This window comes from Actinokineospora spheciospongiae, assembly GCF_000564855.1.
GTDB classification, from domain to species: Bacteria; Actinomycetota; Actinomycetes; order Mycobacteriales; family Pseudonocardiaceae; genus Actinokineospora; species Actinokineospora spheciospongiae.
Genome location: NZ_AYXG01000241.1, coordinates 112,022 through 134,586, shown reverse-complemented (window position 1 = coordinate 134,586; position 22,565 = coordinate 112,022). Strand labels below are relative to the sequence as shown.

The following is a 22,565-nucleotide window of genomic DNA, read 5'->3' as shown; positions in this document are numbered from 1 at the left end:
CTAAGGTGAACGCATGGAGCGGGCGTGCGAGTGGGAGGCCCGGCACGGGATGCTGGTCGGGCTGTCCCCGCGGCGGACCAGGGTCCGGTCGATGGTCGGGTTGGCGGTCGCCGGGCTGGTGCTGCTGGTGCCCGCGGTGTTCGTCGCCGTTCACGCGGTGGAGGTCGCGCTGGCGGGCGGCTGGAACGACCGGGTGTGCCGGTCGGTCGGTTCGCGCGGGTGCGGCCCGGCCTGGCTCTCGCTCAGCGCGGCGCTGTTCTTCGTGGTCGTCGGGGCGGGGTTCGGGGTGGGCGCGGTGCGCGAGCTGTCCCGGCGGGAACACGCGTTCGCCCTGGAGCAGGACGACTTCCGGGTGGTCTTCCGGAACTCCTCGACGTACGTCCCCGAGTGGGTGCGGGTCCGGTGGGCCGACCTCGCCGAGGTGGTCCCGGACGGCGGGCGGCTGGACCTGGTGCTGCGCGAGGGTGCGACGGCGACGCACCTCGACGGGCGGACCGCGGGTCCGTTGACCGACCTGCTGTGCGGCGACGCCCGGGCCGACGCGGCGGTGCTGCGCCACTTCCGGACCGCGGACCGGCGGCGGATCGGCCAGGCGCCCGCGCAGGACGAGGCGAACCGGATCGCGGCCGACACGCCGTAGCGGGATCTCGCCGAATATCGGATCTGCGCTAGAGACGCCGATACCGTCCGAGAATGGACCCGGTGCGCAATCCGTTCGCCCCCGGCGCAGGTCAGCGCCCCCCGGAACTGGCGGGCCGCGAGAAGGAGCTGACCGCCTTCGAGGTGGTGCTGGAACGGGTCGCGCGGGGGCGGCCGGAGCGCAGCCTCGTGCTGACCGGGCTGCGCGGGGTCGGCAAGACGGTCCTGCTGGGTGAACTGCGGTCGATGGCCGTCCGGCGCGGGTGGGGCGCGGGGAAGGTCGAGGCCCGGCCGGACGCCGCGCTGCGCAGGCCGCTGTCGGCGGCCCTGCACCGGGCGGTGCGCGACCTGGCGGTGCGGCACCGGGCACCGGAACGGGTCGAGCACGTGCTCGGCGTGCTCAAGGCGTTCGCGCTCAAGTCGAACCCGGACGGCGCCAAGCTGCGCGAGCGCTGGCAACCCGGCATCGACGTGCCCGCCGCGGTGGGCCGCGCCGACTCCGGCGACATCGAGATCGACCTGGTGGAGCTGTTCACCGACGTCGCCGAACTGGCCAAGGACGTCGGCACCGGGGTCGCCGTCCTGATCGACGAGATGCAGGACATCGGCGCCGACGACATCTCCGCGCTGTGCGCCGCCTGCCACGAACTGGCCCAGTCCGGCGCACCGCTGGTCGTCGTCGGCGCCGGGCTGCCACACCTGCCCGCGGTGCTCTCGGCGAGCAAGTCGTACTCCGAGCGGCTGTTCCGCTACGTCCGCATCGACCGCCTGGACCGCCCCGACGCCGACCGCGCGGTCCTCGCCCCGGTCGACCGCGAGGAAGCGGGCATCACCCCGGAGGCGCTCGACGCGCTGTACGAGCGCTCCGGCGGCTACCCGTACTTCATCCAGGCGTTCGGCAAGGCCGCCTGGGACGCCGCCCCCACCGACCCGATCACCGCCGAGGACGTGCTGGTGGCGGCACCGGAGGCGGAGGGCGAGCTGGCGGTGGGGTTCTTCGGCTCCCGGTACGAGCGGGCCACCCCGGCCGAGCGCGAGTACCTGCGGGCGATGGCGGAGCTGACGCACGGCCGCGACGAGGGCGCGGGCACCTCGGACGTGGCGGTCTTCCTGGGCCGCAAGCCGTCGTCGCTGTCGCCCGCGCGGGACAGCCTGATCAAGAAGGGGTTGGTGTACTCGGCCGAGCGCGGCCGGATCGCCTTCACCGTGCCGCACTTCGGCCGGTACCTGCTCGGCATGGAGGAGTAGGCGATCTCGGCTTGTCTCGCGGGCTCTAGGCCACACGCTAGAGAGCCACATGAACACCTCGCGTGACCGTCTCTACCGGACAGATAGCGGCTCGTCTGGATTTACGGCCGATGATTCGCCGGCCTGTGCGCCACTTCACCGGCCAATCACTGGCATTCCGAGTGGGCAACGCGCATACTTGAGGCACAAGCCGAAGACCTCCGAAGGAGATGCAAGTCCGATGAACCTCACTGCCAAGTTCCGTGCCCGCCGCGTCGAGGCCCGCAACCGGAAGGCGGTGACCCGCGCGATCGAGACCGCCGCCACTCCCTCGATGCGCCACGAACTGATGACCCTCGCCCAGAACCAGCAACACAACTGGCGCTGACCGGATGAGTGGTCTGGGTCACAATTTGTGACCCTGTAACACCCCCGGCTCGTCTGACGATGAACCGGTTGACCCCGTAGTGCTGGCGGACCCCCGACCTGGCAGCACTACGGGGTTTCCACACCCCTGCTCGCCGCTTCGCGGCTTCGCAGGGACCCCTTCGTCATTTTCTCTGGGGCCGAGCCCCAGGCCCCTGCCGGCGGGCTACGCCCCCGGACCCCCGCCGGTGGGCACGTTCGTCACCTGCCAGCCGCCCCTCAGCTTCGTGGGCAGGCCTTCGTCATTTGCTGCACCCGTCGGCGGGTGATGCCGCCGGACCCCCGCTGGGGCTTGTTCCCAAGCCAGCTCCCCACGAACTGGTGGCCCGGCGTGGGCGGGTCTCTGGCCGCCAGGGTGGCTTCGCGGGCATCCCTGGCGTTCGGTGCTGGTTGTCGGGGGGGGGGTGGCGGGGGTCCTCCGCTGTCTTGTCCGGGTGCTGTCGGCGTGCATACTTCCGCCGTGTTCTTAGGCGTGGACGTGGGCGGGACCAAGATCGCCGTCGGTGTGGTGGACCCGGCTGGGCAGGTCGTCTGGCGGGAGCAGCGGAGCACGCACCGCCACGGCACGGCCGAGGAGATCTTCGCCGTCGTGGCCGGGCTGGTGGGGACCGCGCTGGCGCGGTACGACGTCGAGGCGGTGGGGGTCGGGTCCGCCGGGCCGGTGGACATCCCGAACGGCACCGTGTCGCCCCTCAACATCCCCGCGTGGCGGGGCTTCCCGCTGCGGGCCCGGGTGGCCGAGGTCGTGGACCGGCCGGTCGTGCTGGCCGGGGACGGGCCGTGCATGGCGCTCGGCGAACACTGGGTGGGGGCCGGGCGCGGCGTCTCGGACATGGTCGGGCTGGTGGTGTCCACCGGTGTCGGCGGCGGCCTGGTGCACGGCGGGGAGCTGTTCGGCGGTCGCACCGGCAACGCGGGCCACATCGGGCACATGGTCGTGGAACCCGACGGCGACCCGTGTTCGTGCGGGGGCCGGGGCTGCGTGGAGATCGTGGCCAGCGGCCCCAACCTGGTGCGCTGGGCACGGGCGCGCGGCTGGTCCGCCCCCGAGGACGCCGACGCGGCGCACCTCGCGGAGACGGCGCGGCACGGCGACGAGATCGCCCTGGCCGCCTTCACCCGAGCCGGACGGGCCGTCGGGCTGGCCATCGCGGGCACCGCAGCGCTGTGCGACCTGGAACTGGCGGTCGTCGGCGGCGGGGTGGCACAGGCCGGGGAGCTGCTGTTCGACCCGATCCGGGCGACCGTCGCCGAGTACGCGACCATGGACTTCACCCGGGGCACAGTCGTCGTACCCGCGACCCTGGGCGGGAACGCGGGAATCGTCGGCGCCGCCGCCCTGGTGGCGCGCGGCTGACCCGCCCGAACCGACCTGCCCGGCTGACTGGTGGGACGCTCAGGCGAGCCGGGCTGCCCAGGCGGATCGCTCCCTCGCCCGATCAGACGAGCCAATCGAGCAGCCGGGCAGCCGGGCAGCCGGGCAAGTCAGGCGGGTGGGCCGGGCAGGGCGGACTGGGCGAGCGGATTGGGCGGAGGTGGGTGGGTGGGATTACGGCTTGGGGGTGCGGCCCATCAGGTAGAACTCCGGGTTCGGGGTGAGTGCCATCAGGTGGGCCAGGCGGTTGGACATGGCGAACAGGGCGGTGATCGCGCCGACGTCCCAGAGCTCGTCGTCGGTGAGGCCCGCGGCGCGGGCGTCGTCGAGGTCGGCTTCGGTGAGGGTGGCGGGTTCCAGGGCGAGGGTGAGGGCCAGGTCGACGATGGCGCGGGCGCGTGGGGGCAGGTCGACCGCCCACGGGTTGGTGGCGACCTGGTCGGCGAGGTGCGGGTCCTTGGCGCGGACGCGGAGGATCGCGCCGTGCGCGACCACGCAGTAGGTGCAGTTGTTGGCGCCGGAGGTGGCGACCACGACCAGCTCGCGCTCGGCCTTGCTCAGCCCGCCTTCCCGGTCCATCAGCGCGTCGTGGTGGTCGAGGAAGGCGCGCAGTTCGGCGGGGCGGTGGGCCAGGCCGAGGAAGACGTTCGGCACGAAGCCCGACTTCTCGGCGATGGCGCCGATCCGGTCCCGCAGGTCCTCGGGGAGGTCGGCCAGGTCGGCGACCGGGAAGCGGCTCAGTGTCATACCCCGAAACTAGTCTTTGGCAGGGCGGGTTGGGGTTCTGCCCGTTTCGGGAGATGTAAGCAGAGGGTTACTACGCGGGGGATCGGTGGGCTGTTCCCGGGCCGTCCGGGTGCCGGTGAGATTGCGCGCGCAACTGACTAATCGTGACTTCACCCGTTGGGCGCTACAGCCGCCCGACTCCGCCCCGGAAGCGGTATCTGCCATAGCACCTGGTGTTTACCTCACCCGATCGGCGATTACGCGGGCACGGTGCCGTTCGGCGCTGAACACGCTCCGTTTATCGTCTACTACGCAGTAGGCGCGCGTTCGGGGGAGCGATGGGTGCAGACTGGGAGTAACCGCAGTACCACGAAGGAGTTCGTCGCTTTGGCTGTGACAGGAACGGAGTCCGCCCGTGTGGACGACCGCCGAACCCTGCACCTGACCTTCGCCCCGGAGGTTCTCGGGGCACCCGAACCGGACCGCAAGACCGAACCAGCCCGCACCGCGGCGACCGACACCGCAGAGACCGACACCGCACCGGCTGACACCGCGCCGGACCAGGCCGACACCGCCGCCGCGGACACCGGCCGGGCCACCGCGGACCTGCCCGCCCCTCGGCGCACCCCGCGCGACCGGTTGCTGGTGCTGGCCGAGCACCTGGTCGGCAGTTGGGCCTCCACGCTCCGGATGGCCCTGGCCATGCTGGCCTGCATGGTGGGCGCCCTGGTCCTGATCGCGCTCGCCACCGGCCCGTTGCCCGCGCTGATCGGCGCGGGGGCGCTGGCCGCGGTCATCAGCACCACCCGCAACCGCTGAGCGGTCCACTCGACGCGAAGAGGCCCCGCACCTGCTGGTGCGGGGCCTCTTCGCGGTCGGGCCGCGTCAGTGCGCGCCGATCTGGCGGAGCTTCTTGTCGCCGTCGTCGACGTGGTAGTCGTCCGGGCGGGTCTGGTCCATGCCGTTGAACGCCTTGAGCTTGCGGGCGATCAGCGTCACCAGCACGGCGACCAGCAGGTTCGCCACCAGGGCGACGATGCCGACGTAGATCTGCACCGTTGAGCCCGCGAACGGGTGCCACCCGAACAGGCTGAGCTTGTCCAGCGCCAGCGCGGAGCCGCCGAAGTGCGCGCGCTTGCCGTTGGCGCTCGGGATGCTGTAGAGCAGCACCATCCCCCAGCCCATGCCGACGAACCACCCGGCGATCAGGCCCCACACGTGCAGCCACCGGGTGTAGAGCGCGATGGCCACCGCGGGCAGCGTCTGCAGGATGATCACGCCGCCGATGAGCTGCAGGTCGATGGAGAACTGCGGGTCGATGAACAGGATGAACGCGACCGCGCCGAACTTGACCACCAGCGAGGCGAGCTTGGCCTGCTTCGCTTCCTGCTTCGGGGTGGCGTCCTTGCGGAAGTACTCCTTGTAGATGTTGCGGGTCCACAGGTTGGCCGCGGCGATCGACATGATCGCGGCGGGCACCAGGGCGCCGATGCCGATGGCGGCGAAGGCGATGCCCGCGAACCACGAGGAGAACTCGTTCTGGAACAGCACCGGGATGATGGTGTTGGTGTCGGGCTGGCCGGTGGCCTGGTTGGTGATGGGCGCGACGCCCGCGGCGATGGCGACGAAGCCGAGCAGCGCCAGCAGCCCCAGCAGCAGCGAGTACGCGGGCAGCGCCGACATGTTCCGCTTGATCACGTTGCGGCCCTTGGAGGCCAGCACGCCGGTGACCGAGTGCGGGTAGAGGAACAGCGCGAGCGCCGAGCCCAGGGCCAGCGTGGCGTACTGGAGCTGGTTGTTGGCGTTGAGCAGCACGCCACCACTCTTGGCCGTCGTGAATTTGTCGTCGGCCGCAGAGAAGATCTCCGACCAGCCGCCGAGCTTGATCGGCAGGTAGACGACCGCGACGATGATCACGACGTAGACCAGGATGTCCTTGACGAACGCGATCAGCGCCGGGGCGCGCAGGCCGGACTGGTAGGTGTAGACCGCCAGCACGACGAACGCGATCAGCAGCGGCAGGTGCCCGACGATGCCGCTGCCGTTGATGCCCATGGTGCGCAGCACGGCCTCCAGGCCGACCAGTTGCAGCGCGATGTAGGGCATGGTGGCGACGATGCCGGTGACCGCGATCAGCAGCGCCAGCAGCGAGGACCCGTAGCGGCCTCGGACGAAGTCGGCCGGGGTGACGTAGCCGTGCGCCCGCGACACCGACCACATGCGCAGCAGCGGCAGGAAGATGATCGGGTACAGCACCACCGTGTAGGGCAGCGCGTAGAAGCCCAGGGCGCCGGAGCTGAACATCAGCGCCGGGACGGCGACGAAGGTGTAGGCGGTGTAGATGTCGCCGCCGATGAGGAACCAGGTGACCCAGGAGCCGAACTTGCGGCCGCCGAGGCCCCACTCGTCCAGGTGGTCGAGGGTGCCGCCCGCCTTCCACTTCGCGGCGACGAAGCCCAGCACGGTGACCACGCCGAACAGCAGCACGAAGATGACCAGCTCGGTCCACTTCATCGGGTGGCCCCCTCATCCAGCTCGTCCACGTCGCGGCCGGGGCCGGGCGGGGTGGTCGGCTTGTCCTTGGTCATGGCGAACACGGTCGAGGTGGCGGCCACCCCGACCACGACGCCGAGCAGTTGGAACCAGTAGAAGAACGGCATCCCGATGAACTCGGGGCCGGACCGGTTGAAGAACGGTGTGATCAGCAGGAGGAGGGGAACCAGCAGCAGCAGGTTCCAGGGGCTCCAGCGGATGCCGGATGCCGACTTCTTCGGCGGTGCCATCGGCGGACCTCGATCGTGTCGCGAAGTGGTGCCGGGAAACAGTAGGACGTCCGACCCGTCCCGTCACTGGTCAACGCCGATTCGAGATGAACGGGCGATCACCGACGGCTGTCCGGCCGTTGTTTCCACAGGCTGTGCACAACCTTGTCCACAACCTGTGGACAACTTCGGAACACCTGGGGTCCGTGGGGCTGCGGAGGAGCGAGAGGAAGCTCTGGACCAGGCAAATGGCCTAGGGCGTCCGCGTGCCGCAGTTGTGCACAGGTGAACCCGCATCAATCCACAGGCAGGCGCAGATGCGCTCCGCGACCGGTTCCCGGTGACCAACGGGCGGGTCGAGTACGAGTGCCGCCCGGCTCGACGTCCCGCGAACGGCGGAAGGCCACCACGCCGGAGCGTGGTGGCCTTCCGCTGGACCCAGGAACCGCGTGGACTAGCCCAGGCGCTGCTTGAGCGCTTCCAGCTCGTCGCGCAGCGGCGTCGGCAGCTTGTCGCCGATCTTGTCGAACCACTCGTCGATCAGCGGCAGCTCGGCGCGCCACTCGTCGGCGTCGAACCGCAGCGCCGCCTCGATGGCCGCCCGGTCGTCGTCGAGGCCGGACAGGTCCAGCTCGTCGGCGCTCGGGATGAAGCCGATCGGGGTCTCGGTCGCGGCGGCCTTGCCCTCGATGCGCTCGATCGCCCACTTGAGGATGCGGGAGTTCTCGCCGAACCCTGGCCACAGGAAGGACTTGTCCTCGGCGCGGCGGAACCAGTTGACGTAGAAGATCTTCGGCAGCTTGGTCGCGTCGGCGCGCTTGCCGGTCTCGATCCAGTGGTTGAAGTAGTCACCGGCGTTGTAGCCGATGAACGGCAGCATCGCCATCGGGTCGCGGCGCACCACGCCGGTCTTGCCCACGGCCGCGGCGGTGGTCTCGCTGGACAGGGTGGCGCCCATGAAGGTGCCGTGCTGCCAGTCGCGGGACTCGGTCACCAGCGGGATGGTGGTGGCCCGGCGGCCGCCGAAGAAGATCGCCGAGATCGGCACGCCCTTCGGGTCGTTCCACTCCGCGGCCTTGGTGTCGCACTGGTCGATCGGGGTGCAGTAGCGCGAGTTCGGGTGCGCCGCCTTCTCCTCCGACCCCGGCGTCCAGTCCGCCTTCTTCCACGAGGTCAGGTGGGCGGGCGGCTCGCTCATGCCCTCCCACCAGATGTCGCCGTCGTCGGTCAGCGCGACGTTGGTGAACAGCGAGTTGCCCTTGGCGATGGTGCGCATCGCGTTCGGGTTGGTGTGGTAGTCGGTGCCCGGCGCCACGCCGAAGAAGCCGTTCTCCGGGTTGACCGCGTAGATGCGGCCGTCCTCGCCGAAGCGCATCCAGGCGATGTCGTCGCCGATGGTCTCGACCTTCCACCCGGGGATGGTCGGCTCCAGCATGGCCAGGTTGGTCTTGCCGCAGGCGCTGGGGAACGCGGCCGCGACGAAGTAGACCTTGTCCTCGGGGGAGGTCAGCTTGAGGATCAGCATGTGCTCGGCGAGCCAGCCCTCGTCGCGGCCGATCACCGAGGCGATGCGCAGCGAGTAGCACTTCTTGCCCAGCAGCGCGTTGCCGCCGTAGCCGGAGCCGAAGCTCCAGATGAGACGCTCCTCCGGGAAGTGCACGATGTACTTGGTGTCGTTGCACGGCCACGCGACGTCGGCCTGGCCCGGCTCGAGCGGGGCGCCGATGGAGTGCAGCGCCGGGACGAAGTCGCGCTCGGTGCCGTCGGCGTCGATGAAGCGGTCGAGGGCCTGCGCGCCCATCCGGGTCATGATCCGCATCGAGGCCACGACGTACTCGGAGTCGCTGATCTCCACGCCCAGCATCGGCGAGTCGGCGTCCAGCGGGCCCATGCAGAACGGGATCACGTACATCGTGCGACCGCGCATGCACCCCCGGTACAGCTCGGTCATGATGGCCTTCATCTCGGCCGGGTCCATCCAGTTGTTGGTGGGACCGGCGTCGGCCTCGTCGGCCGAGCAGATGTAGGTGCGCTCCTCGACGCGGGCCACGTCGTTGGGGTCGGAGGCGGCGTAGAACGAGTTCGGCTTCTTCTCCAGGCGGGTGAAGGTGCCCGCGGCCACCAGCTTGTCGGTGACCCTGGTCCACTCCTCCTCGGACCCGTCGACCCAGACCACGGCGTCCGGAGTAGTCAGCTCGGCCACCTCACGCACCCAGGCCAGGAGCCGTTTGTGCGTGGTCGGTGCCTGGTCAACGCCAGGGATAGTCACTGCCGTCATCTCGCCTCGTCTCCTGACTGAACGCCGAAATGCCGATCAGGACGCCCTTGTCCCGACCGGACGTCGGTGTCCTCATCGAATGGGCTCGGTACCCGCCCCAGGACGGAGCGGGTGCTGGCCGTGAAGGAATACATCGAGGTTAGCGAAGTGACGCGCAGGTAACCGATGTCTGTCCTGTCGGCTCCCTCACAAGACCGATCAGGGAATCGATTCAGAACTCGAACGCTGCGGTGATTGCGGCTGGTGGGTGTTCGTTTCCGGAACAACCATCACCGGCAGTGAAATCCCCCACGTCCACCGGGGGAGACGGACAGGACCCCCGGTGCGAGCGGCACCGGGGGTCCTGGGGTCCTGCCGTGCGGGGATCAGGCCTGCCAGGCGGCGTCGGAGCCGGTGCTGGCGCCCGCGCCCTGCTCGCCGCCCGCGGAGTCGCCGCCGGTGGAGCCGGTGCCGTCGGCCTCGTAGCCGCCGTCCGCGCCGATGTGGCCGGTCTCCACCGTGGTCCACTCGTCGTCGCCGGTGTGCTGGGCCACGGTGACGTCGCCGTCGGCCTCGATCACCACGGCCTGGTCGGCGGAACCGTCACCGTCGGTGTCGGTGAAGGCGTAGGTGCTGCCCGACTCGTCGGTCACCACGGCGGTGTCGTTGACGCCGTCGCCGTCGGAGTCGTACTCGGCGGTGCCCGCGGTCATGTCGCCCTCGGGGGTGTCGACGAGGATCTCGCCGCCGCCCGCGGAGGAGGTGCCGCTGTCGGTGGCGCTGTCGTCGTCGGCGGCGGTGGGGGCGGACGAGCCGGAGTCGTCGGCGCCGTCGCCGGAGGGGTTGGCCACCGAGCCGGGCTCGGCCTCGGTCCACTCGCCGGAGCTCTCGTCGTACTCGGCCGCGGCGGTCACGTTGCCCTCGCTGTCGAGCTCGACCACGGTGTCGGCGTTGCCGTCGCCGTCGGAGTCCGAGAAGGCCATGTAGCCGTCCTCGGTCTGCACGACCGCCGCGTCGTTGTCGCCGTCGCCGTCGTAGTCGTAGTTCTCGCTGACCTCGTACTCCTCGCCACCGACCTCGACGGTGAGGACGTCGTGGCCCTGCTCGTCGGCGGTGGTGTCGGTGGTGTCGTCCGCGCCGGTCTCGTCCACGTACATGACGTACCCCTTACTCGTCCCTCACGGGCTTCAGCTGCTTGTTGCGGGTATGACTGACGATTCGTCGGCCCGGTTCCCGCCGTTACGGGGGTTCTTGTGCCCGGCGTGCGGGTCATCTCTTGTCCCGGACCGCGCGGATGTCGGCGAGGAGCTTCTCCGCGCGTTCCCGCCCGGCCGTCACCTCGGCGAGGCGCTTGTTCACCGAGGTGGTCCGCTTCTGCCGTTCGGCCACGTCCAGCCGCAGCGCCTTGTCCACCTCGCGCAACTGCTCCTCGATCCCGGTGATGCGCTTGCCCAGCGCCTCGTCGAGGGCCAGCGACAACTGCGACTCCGCGTCGATGAGCTGCTCGGTGACCAGTTGGTCCAGGGTGGACCGGGAGTCGGCGATGGACTCGTTGAGCCAGGTCTTCATGTGCGCCTTGTCCGCGGTGTGCTTGCGGGTGCGCGCGATCCACCAGCCCGCGCCGAGGCCGATGATGATCGTGGGCACCAGCAGGATCGGCGCGGCGACCGCGCCCGCCAGCGGCAGCACCGCCATCTTCCCGGCGCCGATGCCGCTGACCCCGCCCATGAACACCAGCAGCTTGTCCTCGGCGGTGGGCGTGCGCTTCTCGGCGCCGCGCAGGATCACCTGCGAGTGCCCGGACCGCGCGAACTGGGAGCGGATCACCTCCAGTTCGTCCGCGGAGAACAACTCCGCGAGCACCGTGTCGGCCACCTGGTTGAGCCGGGCGCCGACGCGTTCGCTGACCCGGCCGGACACCATCTGCATGGCGGTGTCGACGTGGGCGGGCAGCAGCTTGAGCTGGTCGCGGTCGGCGTTGTCGATGGCCTGGCGGAACCAGGACTGCAGGTCGCGCATCTCCCGGCTGACCTCGTGGGCGTTCTCCAGCCGGGCGCGCTGGACCTCGCTGCGCAGCTTCACCTGCCAGCCGCGGGTGGAGGAGCGGCGTTCGGCGGTCAGCTCGTCCTTGCGCGCGCGCAGCGCCTCCGCCTCCGCCTCGCCGGTGGTCAGCGCGCGGCGCTCGTTGTCCAGCAGCACCTTCAGCTCGCCCAGGGCCGACGACAGCGCGCGCAGGGTGTTGGCCTCGCCCAGCATGGCGGAGCGGCCGACCAGCAGCGACTCCAGCGCGGCCAGCAGCTCCGGCACGCCGGAGCGCTCCCGGAGCATGCCCGCGGCCTCGGGGGTGGGTGCCTTGGCGGCCATGTCGTGCACCCGCGAGGACACCGGGTGGAAGGTGGCGTCGGCGAACCGGGGCGCGTGCTCGGCCAGCAGCGCCCGGTTCGCCTCCAGCACCTGCCGCCACCCGCGGTAGGCGTCCACCTTGGACAGTGCGAAGACGACGGTCTCGACCCGGTCGCCGATGCCCGCCAGGAAGTCCAGCTCGCCGGAGGTGAACGGCGCCGAGGCGTCGACCACGAACAGCAGCGCGGTGGCGGTGGCGGCGGCCTCCACGGCCAGTTCGCCGTGCACCGAGTCCAACCCGCCGACGCCGGGGGTGTCGACGATGACCAGCTTCTCCAGCAGCGGCGCCGGGCCGTCGACCTCGACGTGGCGCGGCGGCAGCTCGCCGTCGGGCAGCTCGTGCGCGGCGGAGACCCAGTTGACCAGCCGGTCGAGCGGCACCGGCACCGGCGCGAGCTGCCCGGGGTAGCAGGCGCGCGCCTGCCACTGCTCGGCGTGCCCGAACACCAGGTAGGTCGCCGTGGCGACGTCGGCGTCCACAGGGGACAGGCCCGGCGCGTCGATCATCGCGTTGACCAGGGAGCTCTTGCCCCGGTTGGTCTCGCCGACGACCACCACCGAGGGCAGCTTGCGGCGCTTTCCGCGGAGCTCCTCCACCCACGCCGCCGACTCCGGGGCCGACTCGCGCAGCAGCTTGAGCAGCGCCTCGCGGGCCTGGGCGACCTGCTTGGGCAGCGACAGCGGCTGCGCCTTGGCCTGGGTCACGCGGTGCTCGCCCCCGCTCGGTAGACGGTGACGATCGGCGCCCGCAGCACCAGGCCGCGGTCACTGAACCCGACCACCTCGGTCTCGGCGACCGTGCCGTCGAGCGCGGTGTCCCCGGTGTCCAGGGTGCCCCCGGCCTCGTGCACGGCCGGGTCGAAGGCGTCGCCGTCGGGGCGCAGCGCGGTGACCCCGACCTCGGCGAGCCCCGCCTCGATCCGCTCGGCCACCCCGGAGCTGCGCGCCCGGTCGTGCGCGTAGAGCGCCAGCGCCACCAGCGCCCGGCGCTCGTCGAGGACCTGGTCGTAGACCTCGGGGGCGATGCTGACCAGCGCGGGTTCGACGCGGAAGTCGTTCTCCAACTCGACCTCCTCCTGCGGGGGCGACTGCGGTGCCTGCTGCTGCGGGGGCTGCTGCTGCGGTGCCTCGGTGGCGGGCGGGTACTGCACCGGCAGCATCCCCGACGGGGCCTGCTCGACGTAGGAGCCCGCGTGCACGGCGTCGGCGATGACCCGGGCCCGGACCTCCACGGTGTTGTCCTCACCGGAGTCCTTGCGCTTGCCCTTGAACCAGGAAGCCATCTCACCCAGCCTGTTCGCGGAGTTGCTGCCAGATCAGGAAGTACGAGCGGTGCACCACGTGCGCGACCCGGCTCTGCGCGGGCGTGGCACCGAAGGACGCGAACGACCGCCACCAGCCCGCGCGCTCCAGCGCGTACGCCGACAGCTCCTTGTGCGGGCGCCCCTTCATGCCGAGCTGCTCGCCGACGACGGCGCTGCTGCCCACCCGCAGCACCTCCTCGGCCAGGTCGTCGGGCATCGACACCGCGCCGGAGGTGACCAGGGTCAGCGCCTCCAGCAGGCGGAGCTGGTGGGCCTCCGGCTTGGCCAGCAGCACCTCGATCGCGTCGTGCACCCGCTGCCGCTCGCCGGGGTCGCCGGAGGCGTGCGCGAGCGCGGTGACGCTGGCCAGCGCGGCGGCGGCCTTGATGCCGTCGGCGCGGGCGCGGAAGACCGCGTCCAGCCGGTTGCGCACGCCCGCGAGCCCGGAGGCGTCGAGCAGCCTGCGCCGCAGCGCGCCCGCGGTCAGCTCCGGCTCGGCGCGCAGCGCGTCGACGGCGGTGCGGATGCCGTACAGGTCGAGCGTTTCCAGCAGCCGCACCCGGGTTCCGGTGGGCACCTCGCAGTCCCAGGTGGTGAAGATGTCGGCGGAGATCAGCATCGTCTCCCAGGTGGCGTCGTCGAGGTCGGCCAGCCTGCGCAGGGCGTCGGCGTCGGCGGAGGTGAACCCGCCGGACTCGGCGGACTCGGCCAGCAGCCCGATGACCGGGATGACGTCGGCGACCCGGGGCTTGAGGGTGGCGGCCTGCTTCTCCGCCAGCATGGTCGCGGCCTTCCACACGTCGCCGTCGCTGCCCGCGACCGACTCCGGGGTGATCGTGTCGGCCTTGTTGAGCACGGCGATCGCGTTGACCGGTCCGGCCTCGCGGCTGGCGGTGGCGGCGGTGAACGCGGCGAGCGCCTGCTGGTCGTCGGCCCGCACGCCCTGGGTGACCACGTAGAGGACGGCCTCGGCGCCCGCCACGGCGTTGCGCGAGGTGTCGTCCAGCTCGTCGCCGCCCGCCCCGGCTTCGTCCTCGCTGTCGGGCTTGGCGTGCTTGGCCGCGCCCAGGAGCTGCTCGGTGCGCTTGACCGACGCCGCGTCGAGGGAACCGAGGCCGGGGGTGTCGATGACGGTCAGGTCGCGCAGCACGGCGTTGGTCAGGTACGCCTCCAGGTGCGAGACCTGGTCGAAGTCCACCTCCAGGTCGTTCGGGATCATCCCGCCGACGTCGAAGGGGAGCACCTGCTTGCGCCCGTCGAAGAACACCAGCTCCACCCGGTCGACCGTCCCGTACTGGAACCGGGTGACCAGCCGGGTGCACTCCCCGACGTCGGTCGGCGCCACCCGCCGCCCGATCAGCGCGTTGACCAGGGTGGACTTGCCCGACTTGATCCGCCCGGCCACCGCGACCTGCAACGGGGCGGAGAGCCTGCGCAGGACCTCCCGGAACCCGGCCGCGGTCCGCGCCGAGACCTGCGGCTGCAAGCGCTGGCACAGGTTCGCCACCGCCGCGGACAGCGGTCCGGCGAGGTGCTGCTGCTCGGTCGCGGTCGTCACGGCCGTCCCTCCCCTCGGTATGGGGGAATCGTGCCATGGTCGATTCCGCCGCGTCCCCCGCTTGCCGCTACGCGGCGGCCGGTCAGCCTCGGGGAGGACACGGGGTGCGACGGCGGGCTGACGCGCGGGAACGGCCGCGGAACCTACGCTGGGCGGGTGCGGCGGCTGAGCCTGTGGTTGAAAGCGCACCCGACGGCGGGTGACACCGTGCTGGCCCTGGCGCTGGCCGGGCTGGAGCTGCTGGTCACCAGCGGCCTGCCCGACGGCGCGCTGTCGGTCTGGTTCTGGGTGGTCGGGGTGGGGTTGCTCGCGCCCCTGCTGGTCCGCAGGCACCGGCCGGTGCTCGCCGCGTACCTCGTCCTCGCCGCCGGGTTCCTGCAACTGTTCACCCACGGCGCGGAGCCCGGCAGCGGCGACATGCGGGTCCGGATGGCGGACCTGGCGCTGGGCATCTGCCTCTACACGCTGGTGGCCTACGTCGGGCGCAGGCAGGCGACGCTGTACGCGGCCTGGCTGACCGTGGGGACGGTGGCCTGGGCGGTGTGGCGGATGGGGTTGCCGGAGGGGGTGGTCCCGGCCGCGGTGTTCTCGGTGGTGTTCGCGCTGTGCTGGACGCTGGGGGAGTTCTCCGGGGCCCGGCGGGCCTACCACGTGGAGGTCGAGCGGCGGCTGGACCTGTTGGAGACCGAGCGCGACCAGCAGGCCCGGATCGCCGTCGCCGACGAGCGGACCCGCATCGCCCGCGAGCTGCACGACGTGGTGGCGCACGCGGTGAGCGTGATCGTGGTGCAGGCCGACGGCGCCGCCTACGCGGTGCGCACCCAGCCGGAGGCGGCCGAGCAGGCGTTGGCGGTGATCTCCACGACCGGCCGCGAGGCGCTGACCGAGCTGCGCAGGCTGCTGGGCGTGCTGCGCAGCGACGGCACCGGGTCCGGGCGGGCACCGCAACCGGGCACCCGGTCCATCTCGGAGCTGGCCGAGCGGGTCCGGGCGACCGGTGTCCCGGTGCGGCTGGACCTGGCCGGGGAGCTGGACTCGCTGCCCGCGGGCGTCGGCCTGGGCGTCTACCGGATCGTGCAGGAGGCGCTGACCAACACGATCAAGCACGCCGGTCCGGGGGCGCGGGCGGACGTGCTGGTCTCCCGGGTCGGCGACCGGGTGGAGCTGGACATCACCGACCGCGGCCCCGGGCTGGGCACCGCGCCCGGCCTGACCACCGGCGGCGGCAACGGGTTGATCGGGATGCGGGAGCGGGCGAACGTCTTCGGCGGCACCCTCCAGGCCGGACCGCGCCCGGAGGGCGGCTGGCGGGTGCGGGCCGTGCTGCCGGTGGCGGAGAGGTTAGGTTGAGGCCGTGATCAGGATCGTGCTGGTGGACGACCAGGAGTTGATGCGGGTCGGCTTCCGCATGGTGCTCGGCGCGCAGGAGGACATGGAGGTCGTCGGCGAGGCGGGCGACGGGCGGGCGGCGATCGAGCTGGCCGCGTCGCTGCGGCCGGACGTGGTGCTGATGGACGTGCGGATGCCGGTCCTCGACGGCGTCGAGGCCACCAGGGCGATCACCGAGGCGGGCACGGCGAAGGTGCTGGTGATGACCACCTTCGACCTGGACGAGTACGCCCTGTCGGCGCTGCGCAACGGCGCCAGCGGGTTCCTGCTCAAGGACACCCCGCCGAGCCACCTGGTCTCCGCCCTGCGCTCGGTCGCCTCGGGCGACGCGGTGGTCTCCCCGAGCGTGACCCGGCGGCTGCTGGACCGGTTCCTCGGCCCCGGCGGCGGGGAACCCCGGGACCCGTCGGCGCTGGAGGTGCTGACCGAGCGGGAGCGGGAGGTGCTGGTGCTCATCGCCCAGGGCCTGTCGAACGCGGAGATCGCCCGCAAGCTGTTCCTGTCCGAGGCGACGGTGAAGACCCACGTCGGCCGGGTGCTGTCCAAGCTGGACCTGCGCGACCGGGTGCAGGCGGTGGTCCTGGCCTACGAGACCGGGCTGGTCCGCCCGGGCGACCTCTGAGGACCCCGCGGGCCGACCACCCGGCGGCGCAGGCTGTCAGCGGTACCGGGAGGCGTCGACCGCGGTGGGGTCGAGGCCCGGCTTGACCACCTCGTCGAACCAGCGGCCCCAGTCGGGGCGGGAGCCGTCGAGGTCGGTGAAGCCGTACTCGCGCATCAGGGTCCAGCTCGCCATGGTGCGCCCGGCGAACCGGGAGACCTCCGGGTCGGCGGCGAGGGCGGCGATGGCCCGGCCGATGTAGTGCGGGGACTCGGCCATGACGTAGTTCGGGTCCTTGGCCGTGCCGTCGCGCCAGTTGTCCTCGGTGACGCCGAAGTGCTCGAGCATCATCTCCGAGCGCAGGAAGCCGGGGGTGACCGTGAGGCCGGTGGCGCCGTGCGCGGCGAGTTCCTTGCCCAGCACCCGGCCGATGGCCCGCACACCCGACTTGACCAGGAAGTACGGGATGCCGACGCCGGGGTAGTGGTACTCGTCGTCGTCGCCGTCGGTGACCTCGATGACCAGGCCGCCGGGGCGGGCGACGACCAGCGGCAGCAACCGGTGCAGGGCGATCAGGTGGGTCTCCAGGCCGTTGCGCACCACGCCGAGCGCCTTGTCCAGGTCCGACGCCCAGAAGTCGGTGTCGAACTCCACGAACTGGTCGCCGCCCCAGACGTCGTCGACGAGCACGTCGACGCGGCCGTGGTCGGCGGCGATCCGGTCGCGCAGGGCGTCCACGTCGGACACCGAGGTGAAGTCGCAGCGGACGGCGACGCCGGTGCCGCCCGCCGCGTCGACCAGTTCGGCGGTCTCGTCGATGGTCTCGGTGCGCTTCATCGGTGAGGCGGTGTCGCGGGTGGTCCGGCCGGTGGCGTAGACGGTCGCCCCGGCCGCGCCCAGTTCGACCGCGATGCCGCGGCCGCAGCCCCGGGTCGCCCCGGTGACCACGGCGACCTTGCCCTGCAGTGGGCGTGCCATGTCAGTTCCCCCTCGTCGGTTCAGTGGTCCGGCGCCAGGCGTCGAGCACGGCGTCGGTGTCCTCGGTGAGCCGGTCGGCGAGCGGTCCGCTCGGGCGGATCGACCAGTCGATCGATGCGCCGTTGACCAGCGAGAGCAGCACCCGCGCGGCCACCGGTGGCGGTGGCGCGGCGGGCAGGTCGGCGGCTTCGACCGCGGCGCGCAGCTCGACCTCCAGGGCGGCGAAGTGCTCGCCGAGCAGGGCGGTCAGCCGCGCGTCGCCCAGGTCGACGCCGAGCAGGCGCAGGTGGTTGGCGGCGGATTCGGCGTCGCCGAGGCCGCCGTGGGTGCTCACCGCGGCGGCCCGGAGGGCGGCGACCGGGTCCGGTTCGGCCACCCGCGCCGCGCGCATGGCCGCGACCGCGTTCGCGGTGGTGTACCGGGTCAGCGCCGCGAGCAGGCCGAGCTTGGAGCCGAACCGCCCGGCGACGGTGCCGACCGACACCCCCGCCTCCCCGGCCACCTGGGCGAGGGTGAACGCTGGGCCGATCCGCCCGGTGACCACCGCGGCGGCGGCGAGCAGCCGGTCGTCGGTGATCGTCTTCGGGCGGGCCACACCGGTTATTGAACCATGGTTCAGAAACCCTGTCATCGACGGATCAGGGTCGACTCAGGGTGCTCACCGATGCCGCGGGGTATCCAGGGGGCGGGAAGCTACCTCCTGAAGATGACGGGCGCGCACGACCACAGGACGACGCGCCCACGACCGGCGGTGGGACACGCTGGTCGGGTCAGCCCGGGGGACACGCAGGACAACAAGGGGAGATCAGCATGATCGAGGCAGTGGGCCTCACCAAGCGGTACGGGAAGACGGTCGCGGTCGACAACCTGTCGTTCACCGTTCCGACCGGACGCGTCACCGGCTTCCTCGGCCCGAACGGCGCCGGGAAGTCGACCACGATGCGGATGATCCTGGGACTGGACACGCCGACCGGGGGGTCGGTGCACATCGGCGGCAAGAGCTACCGGGACCTCAAGAACCCGCTGCGCACGGTCGGCGCGCTGCTCGACGCGAAGTGGGTGCACCCGAACCGCTCGGCCCGCGCCCACCTGGCGTGGATGGCCAAGTCGAACCGGATCGCCGCCAAGCGGGTGGACGAGGTCCTCGACATCGTCGGCCTGACCGCGGTGGCGGGCAAGAACGCGGGCGGCTTCTCGCTGGGCATGTCGCAGCGGCTGGGCATCGCCGGGGCGCTGCTCGGCGACCCGCAGGTGCTGCTGTTCGACGAACCGGTCAATGGCCTGGACCCGGAGGGCATCCTCTGGATTCGCAAGTTCATGCACCGGCTGGCCGACGAGGGCCGCACGGTCTTCGTCTCCAGCCACCTGCTCTCGGAGATGGCGCTGACCGCCCAGGAGCTGGTGGTGATCGGCCGCGGGAAGCTGATCTCGCAGTCGAGCACCGAGGACTTCGTCGCCCAGGCCACCGAGAACACCGTGCTGGTGCGCAGCCCGCAGCTCGCCGACCTGCGCGCCGCGCTCGGCCGCGCGGGCGTGTCCATCCGGGACGAGGGCGACAGCCTGGTCGTGTCCGGGATGGACATCGCCGAGATCGGAGAGCTGGCCGCGCGCAGCGGGGCGGTGCTGCACGAGCTGAGCCCGCAGCGCGGTTCGCTGGAGGAGGCGTTCATGCGGCTGACCGGCGACTCGGTGGAGTACCACACCGACATCGCCGACGAGGCCGCCGCGCTGCTGAGCACCGAGGGCGTGAAGCGATGACGCTGCTCGCCGTCGAGCGGATGAAGCTGCTCACCACCCGCTCGCCGTGGTGGTGCGCCGCGCTGGCGCTGGCGCTGACCATCGGGTTCGCCGCGCTGATGGCGGCCACCGCCGACGCGCGGGTGCCGGTGACCGTGGGCGCCAGCCAGTTCGGCTACACGTTCGGGATGGTCGTGGTGATGGTGATGGCCGCGCTGGCCATCACCACCGAGTACCGGTTCGGCACGATGCGGGCCACGTTCCTCGCCGCGCCCAACCGGACCCCGGTGCTGTTCGCCAAGACCGCCGTGGTGGCCCTGGTCGCCGGGGTCATCGGCGAGGTGGCCGCGTTCGGCTCGTGGGGGATCACCAAGCTGCTCGCGCCGAACGCCGACCTGGCGCTGCAGACGCCCTACGAGTGGCGCGCGGTGGCCGGGGTCGGCCTGGTCTACGCGGTGGCCGCGGTGCTGGCGGTCGGGGTGGGGGCCCTGGTCCGGCAGTCGGCGGGCGCCATCTCGATCCTGCTGATCTGGAGCTTCCTGGTGGAGAGCCTGGTCCAGCTCATCCCGCGGGTCGGCGACGACATCCACCGGTGGCTGCCGTTCACCATGGCCGACAAGCTGATCACCGGGGACCCGGACCCGTCCGGACGGGACGTGGTCTACGGCCCGCCGCCGTCGGACGCCGCCCTGGGCCCGTGGCCCGCGCTCCTGTACTTCGCCGGGGTGGCCGCGCTGGTCTTCGCCGCCGCGGTCGTCACGACCAACCGGAGGGACGCCTGATGACCCTGCTCGCGACGGAGCGGATGAAGCTGTTCAGCACCCGCTCGCCCTGGTTCTGCGGCGTGCTCGCGCTGGGGATGGTGATCGGTTTCGCGGGTCTGGTGGCGCTGGCCGAGGACGACCCGACGACCCTCGGGCTGCGCTCCACGCTGTTCGGCTGGCAGTTCGGCCTGATGGTCGTGCTGGTGATGGGCGCGCTGGCGATCACCACCGAGTACCGGTTCGGCACGATCCGCACCGCGTTCCAGGCCGTGCCCAACCGCACCGCGGTGCTGCTGGCCAAGGCGGGCGTGGTGGCGGCGCTGGCGGGCGTGATCGGCGAGGTGGCCGCCTTCGGCGCCTGGGGCACGGCGAAGGTGCTCGCCCCGGGGGCGGACCTGGCGATCGCGGGTGAGGCCGGGTGGCGCTCGGTGGCCGGGATCGGGCTGGTGTTCGCGGTGGCGGCCGTCATCGCGGTGGCGGTCGGCGCGCTGGTCCGGCAGTCGGCCGGGGCGATCTCGATCCTGCTGATCTGGACGATGCTGCTGGAGAACCTGGTCGGGATCATCCCGAGGGTCGGCGACGACATCCAGGACTGGCTGCCGTTCATGGCGGTCAACCGGTTCCTGGGCGACCCCGGGCCGGACCCGGTGATGGGGCCGTGGCCGTCGCTGGCCTACTTCGCCGCGATCGCCGCGGCGCTGCTGGCCGCGGCGCTGGTCGTGGTGAACAAGCGGGACGCGTAGGACCACGGGTCCGGCCGGTCTTCGGGGAACGGCCGGACCCCCTCGGGGAGCGGTGGGCCCTGGGCACCTTCGGGGGGTGCCCAGGGCCCGCGCGCGTGCGGCGCCGGGAGCGGTGCGAGCAGTCCGCAGTGGACATCACACTGAACCGATCCTGTTGCGGGAGGCCGATTTCCGCCCGCGCGCCGCTGCCGCGTTTCCCGGATCGACCATCCGGATTAAGACCGCGTTAAGAGCCTGTGAGGCGGCCCACAGCTTGCGGACGCCGCTCGCCGTCCCGGGGTCAGATGGACGTGAGAAACCCGTCTCGGAGCCCTGGAGGTGGACCTTGACGGTGGTTGATTCCGGCACACGCTCGACGCGGCAGCCGTCCGAGCAGCGCGGCCAGAACCGCGGCCTGCTCGTCGAGCCCCTGATCGAACTGGAGTGGTCGGAGGCGCTCGAGCAGCCCGACACCACTTCGGCGGGAGTCCCGGCGGAGGCCCGCCGCGCCTGGGTGCACCGGGCACCGGAGGCGCAGGTCCTCGCGCTGTTCCGGGCCGCGGTCCTGGCCGCCCCGCACAGCGAGCTGCCCGCGCCGTGGTGGCTCCGCGCGGTCGACGGGGGCGGCCTGTCCTCGCGGCGCGAGGGGTTCTCCGTCGAGGACCGCACGGCCAAGCTGCTCGACGCCCGCCCCGGCTGGGTGTTCGTGCCGTGGGGCGTGGACGGCGACACCGGCTACTGGGAGTACATGCCGTCGGAGCGCAGGCTCAGCGAACCGGGCATGCCCACGACGCTGGCCTACACCCACCGGCACCCCGGCTGGCTGGACGTCGTGCCGGTGCACGCCGGTCCGACGCCCGCGCCGATCGCCGTCGGCGGCCTGGTCGACCTGCGCAAGAACCTGGCCCGGCTGGAGTCCCTGGCACCCTGACCGGGGGCGGGTGGCAGGCTGTCCGCCGTGACACCGACGGACCAGGAGCCGCGCAAGCGCAGCGTCGTCAGTTTCGTGCACCGCGGCGGGCGGATGACCGTCGGACAGGCGCGGGCCTGGGAGCGGCGCTGGGGCGAGTTGGGCAGGCAGGTCCCCGACCTGCCGCCCGGGCCGCTGGACGCCGACTCCTGGTTCGGCCGACCGGCGCCGCTGCTGCTGGAGATCGGCTCCGGCATGGGCGAGACCACCGCGCAGCTCGCCGCCGCCGCCCCGGAGCTGAACTACCTCGCGGTCGAGGTCTACCAGCCCGGCCTGGCCCAGCTCATGCTGCGCGCGGAGGCGATGGAGCTGCGGAACCTGCGGCTGCTGCGCGGGGACGCGGTGGTGCTGCTCGGCGAGCACATCACCCCCGGCTCGCTGCACGGCGTGCGCATCTACTTCCCGGACCCGTGGCCGAAGAAGAAGCACCACAAGCGCCGCCTGGTGCAGGCCGGGTTCGTCGCCCTGGCCGCGTCCCGGCTGGCCCCCGGCGGGGTGCTGCACTGCGCCACGGACGTCGAGGACTACGCCGAGCAGATGCTGGAGGTGCTCTCCGCCGAGCCGCTGCTGCGCAACCGGTACGACGGGTGGGCGCCGCGGCCGGACTGGCGCCCGCTGACGAAGTTCGAGGCGCGGGCCGAGGTGGAGGGCCGGATCAGCCGTGATCTGCTGTTCGAGCGAGTGTGACCGTCCGGTAGCGCTGACTCTCCGTAGTAGAAGATTCCAA

The 22,565-nt window shown here is 71.9% G+C and carries 22 protein-coding genes; 12 read left to right on the top strand and 10 right to left on the bottom strand.

Annotated features, from left to right (window positions below):
• The first annotated feature begins 13 nt into the window (after positions 1 to 13).
• The 4 genes from UO65_RS31270 to UO65_RS31260 all read left to right on the top strand — a co-directional run bounded on the left by UO65_RS31270 (position 14) and on the right by UO65_RS31260 (position 3,649).
• A complete protein-coding gene (locus UO65_RS31270; RefSeq protein WP_035290000.1) occupies positions 14 to 640 on the top strand; it encodes a hypothetical protein in 627 nt (208 codons plus the stop codon).
• Positions 641 to 693: 53 nt separating this feature from the next.
• Positions 694 to 1,887, top strand: coding sequence for an ATP-binding protein (locus tag UO65_RS31265; RefSeq protein WP_035289998.1), 1,194 nt, complete (start codon positions 694 to 696; stop codon positions 1,885 to 1,887).
• A gap of 220 nt (positions 1,888 to 2,107) precedes the next feature.
• Positions 2,108 to 2,254: a hypothetical protein gene (locus tag UO65_RS37710; RefSeq protein ID WP_181400036.1), complete on the top strand. Its 147-nt coding sequence runs from the start codon at positions 2,108 to 2,110 to the stop codon at positions 2,252 to 2,254.
• Positions 2,255 to 2,752: 498 nt separating this feature from the next.
• On the top strand, positions 2,753 to 3,649 hold the full coding sequence (locus UO65_RS31260) for an ROK family protein (RefSeq protein WP_035289996.1): 897 nt from the start codon (positions 2,753 to 2,755) through the stop codon (positions 3,647 to 3,649).
• A gap of 192 nt (positions 3,650 to 3,841) precedes the next feature.
• On the opposite strand, the gene UO65_RS31255 is transcribed toward UO65_RS31260, so the two are convergent.
• Positions 3,842 to 4,414, bottom strand: coding sequence for a peroxidase-related enzyme (locus UO65_RS31255; protein WP_035289993.1), 573 nt, complete (start codon positions 4,412 to 4,414; stop codon positions 3,842 to 3,844).
• A 396-nt stretch (positions 4,415 to 4,810) separates the two neighbouring features.
• On the opposite strand from UO65_RS31255, the gene UO65_RS31250 reads away from it, so the two are divergent.
• Entirely contained in the window at positions 4,811 to 5,212 is a 402-nt protein-coding gene (locus UO65_RS31250; protein ID WP_035289989.1) for a hypothetical protein, read from the top strand.
• Positions 5,213 to 5,278: 66 nt separating this feature from the next.
• Here UO65_RS31250 and mctP read toward each other — a convergent pair whose 3' ends face one another.
• From mctP to UO65_RS31215, 7 genes are all read right to left on the bottom strand, one after another.
• On the bottom strand, positions 5,279 to 6,907 hold the full coding sequence (gene mctP / locus UO65_RS31245; RefSeq protein ID WP_035289986.1) for a monocarboxylate uptake permease MctP: 1,629 nt from the start codon (positions 6,905 to 6,907) through the stop codon (positions 5,279 to 5,281).
• On the bottom strand, positions 6,904 to 7,176 hold the full coding sequence (locus UO65_RS31240) for a DUF3311 domain-containing protein (protein WP_035289983.1): 273 nt from the start codon (positions 7,174 to 7,176) through the stop codon (positions 6,904 to 6,906). The genes mctP and UO65_RS31240 overlap by 4 nt, the downstream gene beginning before the upstream one ends.
• A gap of 433 nt (positions 7,177 to 7,609) precedes the next feature.
• Positions 7,610 to 9,433: a phosphoenolpyruvate carboxykinase (GTP) gene (locus UO65_RS31235; RefSeq protein WP_035289980.1), complete on the bottom strand. Its 1,824-nt coding sequence runs from the start codon at positions 9,431 to 9,433 to the stop codon at positions 7,610 to 7,612.
• A gap of 365 nt (positions 9,434 to 9,798) precedes the next feature.
• A complete protein-coding gene (locus UO65_RS31230; RefSeq protein WP_052022054.1) occupies positions 9,799 to 10,569 on the bottom strand; it encodes a putative sodium/potassium/calcium exchanger in 771 nt (256 codons plus the stop codon).
• 112 nt (positions 10,570 to 10,681) lie between these two features.
• Positions 10,682 to 12,520 carry a dynamin family protein gene (locus UO65_RS31225; RefSeq protein ID WP_035289977.1) on the bottom strand — a complete coding sequence of 613 codons (1,839 nt, stop codon included), beginning with the start codon at positions 12,518 to 12,520 and terminating at the stop codon, positions 10,682 to 10,684.
• Complete coding sequence (gene grpE, locus UO65_RS38495; protein ID WP_233427911.1) at positions 12,517 to 13,098, bottom strand: nucleotide exchange factor GrpE; 582 nt, start codon at positions 13,096 to 13,098, stop codon at positions 12,517 to 12,519. The genes UO65_RS31225 and grpE overlap by 4 nt, the downstream gene beginning before the upstream one ends.
• Before the next feature lies 1 nt (position 13,099).
• Positions 13,100 to 14,677: a dynamin family protein gene (locus UO65_RS31215; RefSeq protein WP_035289974.1), complete on the bottom strand. Its 1,578-nt coding sequence runs from the start codon at positions 14,675 to 14,677 to the stop codon at positions 13,100 to 13,102.
• A 156-nt stretch (positions 14,678 to 14,833) separates the two neighbouring features.
• Between UO65_RS31215 and UO65_RS31210 the strand changes: the two genes are divergently transcribed.
• Positions 14,834 to 16,027 (top strand): sensor histidine kinase, encoded by a 1,194-nt coding sequence (locus UO65_RS31210; RefSeq protein ID WP_233427910.1) that lies wholly within the window; start codon positions 14,834 to 14,836, stop codon positions 16,025 to 16,027.
• 4 nt (positions 16,028 to 16,031) lie between these two features.
• Positions 16,032 to 16,688 carry a response regulator gene (locus UO65_RS31205; RefSeq protein ID WP_035289972.1) on the top strand — a complete coding sequence of 219 codons (657 nt, stop codon included), beginning with the start codon at positions 16,032 to 16,034 and terminating at the stop codon, positions 16,686 to 16,688.
• Positions 16,689 to 16,724: 36 nt separating this feature from the next.
• On the opposite strand, the gene UO65_RS31200 is transcribed toward UO65_RS31205, so the two are convergent.
• Positions 16,725 to 17,645 carry an SDR family oxidoreductase gene (locus UO65_RS31200; protein ID WP_035289969.1) on the bottom strand — a complete coding sequence of 307 codons (921 nt, stop codon included), beginning with the start codon at positions 17,643 to 17,645 and terminating at the stop codon, positions 16,725 to 16,727.
• Position 17,646: 1 nt separating this feature from the next.
• Positions 17,647 to 18,240, bottom strand: a complete 594-nt coding sequence (locus UO65_RS31195; protein ID WP_035289966.1) for a TetR/AcrR family transcriptional regulator — start codon at positions 18,238 to 18,240, stop codon at positions 17,647 to 17,649.
• A gap of 215 nt (positions 18,241 to 18,455) precedes the next feature.
• Between UO65_RS31195 and UO65_RS31190 the strand changes: the two genes are divergently transcribed.
• The 5 genes from UO65_RS31190 (at position 18,456) to trmB (ending at position 22,525) form a co-directional block, all read left to right on the top strand.
• The gene (locus UO65_RS31190) at positions 18,456 to 19,403 is read left to right on the top strand and encodes an ATP-binding cassette domain-containing protein (RefSeq protein ID WP_035289964.1); all 948 of its coding nucleotides are present in this window, start codon (positions 18,456 to 18,458) and stop codon (positions 19,401 to 19,403) included.
• A complete protein-coding gene (locus UO65_RS31185; RefSeq protein WP_035289961.1) occupies positions 19,400 to 20,164 on the top strand; it encodes an ABC transporter permease in 765 nt (254 codons plus the stop codon). The genes UO65_RS31190 and UO65_RS31185 overlap by 4 nt, the downstream gene beginning before the upstream one ends.
• Positions 20,164 to 20,889, top strand: coding sequence for an ABC transporter permease (locus tag UO65_RS31180; protein WP_035289958.1), 726 nt, complete (start codon positions 20,164 to 20,166; stop codon positions 20,887 to 20,889). Before UO65_RS31185 ends, UO65_RS31180 begins: the two co-directional genes overlap by 1 nt.
• A 394-nt stretch (positions 20,890 to 21,283) precedes the next feature.
• On the top strand, positions 21,284 to 21,799 hold the full coding sequence (locus UO65_RS31175; protein WP_063936051.1) for a hypothetical protein: 516 nt from the start codon (positions 21,284 to 21,286) through the stop codon (positions 21,797 to 21,799).
• Between the two features lie 93 nt (positions 21,800 to 21,892).
• Positions 21,893 to 22,525: a tRNA (guanosine(46)-N7)-methyltransferase TrmB gene (trmB, locus tag UO65_RS31170; protein WP_233427918.1), complete on the top strand. Its 633-nt coding sequence runs from the start codon at positions 21,893 to 21,895 to the stop codon at positions 22,523 to 22,525.
• The last annotated feature ends 40 nt before the right edge of the window (positions 22,526 to 22,565 follow it).

Excerpts from the sequence above, each read along its gene's own strand:
- UO65_RS31270 (WP_035290000.1), top strand. The coding sequence starts at position 14 with ATGGAGCGGGCGTGCGAGTGGGAGGCCCGGCACGGGATGCTGGTCGGG.
- UO65_RS31265 (WP_035289998.1), top strand. The coding sequence starts at position 694 with ATGGACCCGGTGCGCAATCCGTTCGCCCCCGGCGCAGGTCAGCGCCCC.
- UO65_RS37710 (WP_181400036.1), top strand. The coding sequence starts at position 2,108 with ATGAACCTCACTGCCAAGTTCCGTGCCCGCCGCGTCGAGGCCCGCAAC.
- UO65_RS31255 (WP_035289993.1), bottom strand. The coding sequence starts at position 4,414 with ATGACACTGAGCCGCTTCCCGGTCGCCGACCTGGCCGACCTCCCCGAG.
- mctP (WP_035289986.1), bottom strand. The coding sequence starts at position 6,907 with ATGAAGTGGACCGAGCTGGTCATCTTCGTGCTGCTGTTCGGCGTGGTC.
- UO65_RS31240 (WP_035289983.1), bottom strand. The coding sequence starts at position 7,176 with ATGGCACCGCCGAAGAAGTCGGCATCCGGCATCCGCTGGAGCCCCTGG.
- UO65_RS31235 (WP_035289980.1), bottom strand. The coding sequence starts at position 9,433 with ATGACGGCAGTGACTATCCCTGGCGTTGACCAGGCACCGACCACGCAC.
- UO65_RS31230 (WP_052022054.1), bottom strand. The coding sequence starts at position 10,569 with ATGTACGTGGACGAGACCGGCGCGGACGACACCACCGACACCACCGCC.
- grpE (WP_233427911.1), bottom strand. The coding sequence starts at position 13,098 with ATGGCTTCCTGGTTCAAGGGCAAGCGCAAGGACTCCGGTGAGGACAAC.
- UO65_RS31200 (WP_035289969.1), bottom strand. The coding sequence starts at position 17,645 with ATGGCACGCCCACTGCAGGGCAAGGTCGCCGTGGTCACCGGGGCGACC.
- UO65_RS31190 (WP_035289964.1), top strand. The coding sequence starts at position 18,456 with ATGATCGAGGCAGTGGGCCTCACCAAGCGGTACGGGAAGACGGTCGCG.
- UO65_RS31185 (WP_035289961.1), top strand. The coding sequence starts at position 19,400 with ATGACGCTGCTCGCCGTCGAGCGGATGAAGCTGCTCACCACCCGCTCG.
- UO65_RS31180 (WP_035289958.1), top strand. The coding sequence starts at position 20,164 with ATGACCCTGCTCGCGACGGAGCGGATGAAGCTGTTCAGCACCCGCTCG.
- trmB (WP_233427918.1), top strand. The coding sequence starts at position 21,893 with ATGACCGTCGGACAGGCGCGGGCCTGGGAGCGGCGCTGGGGCGAGTTG.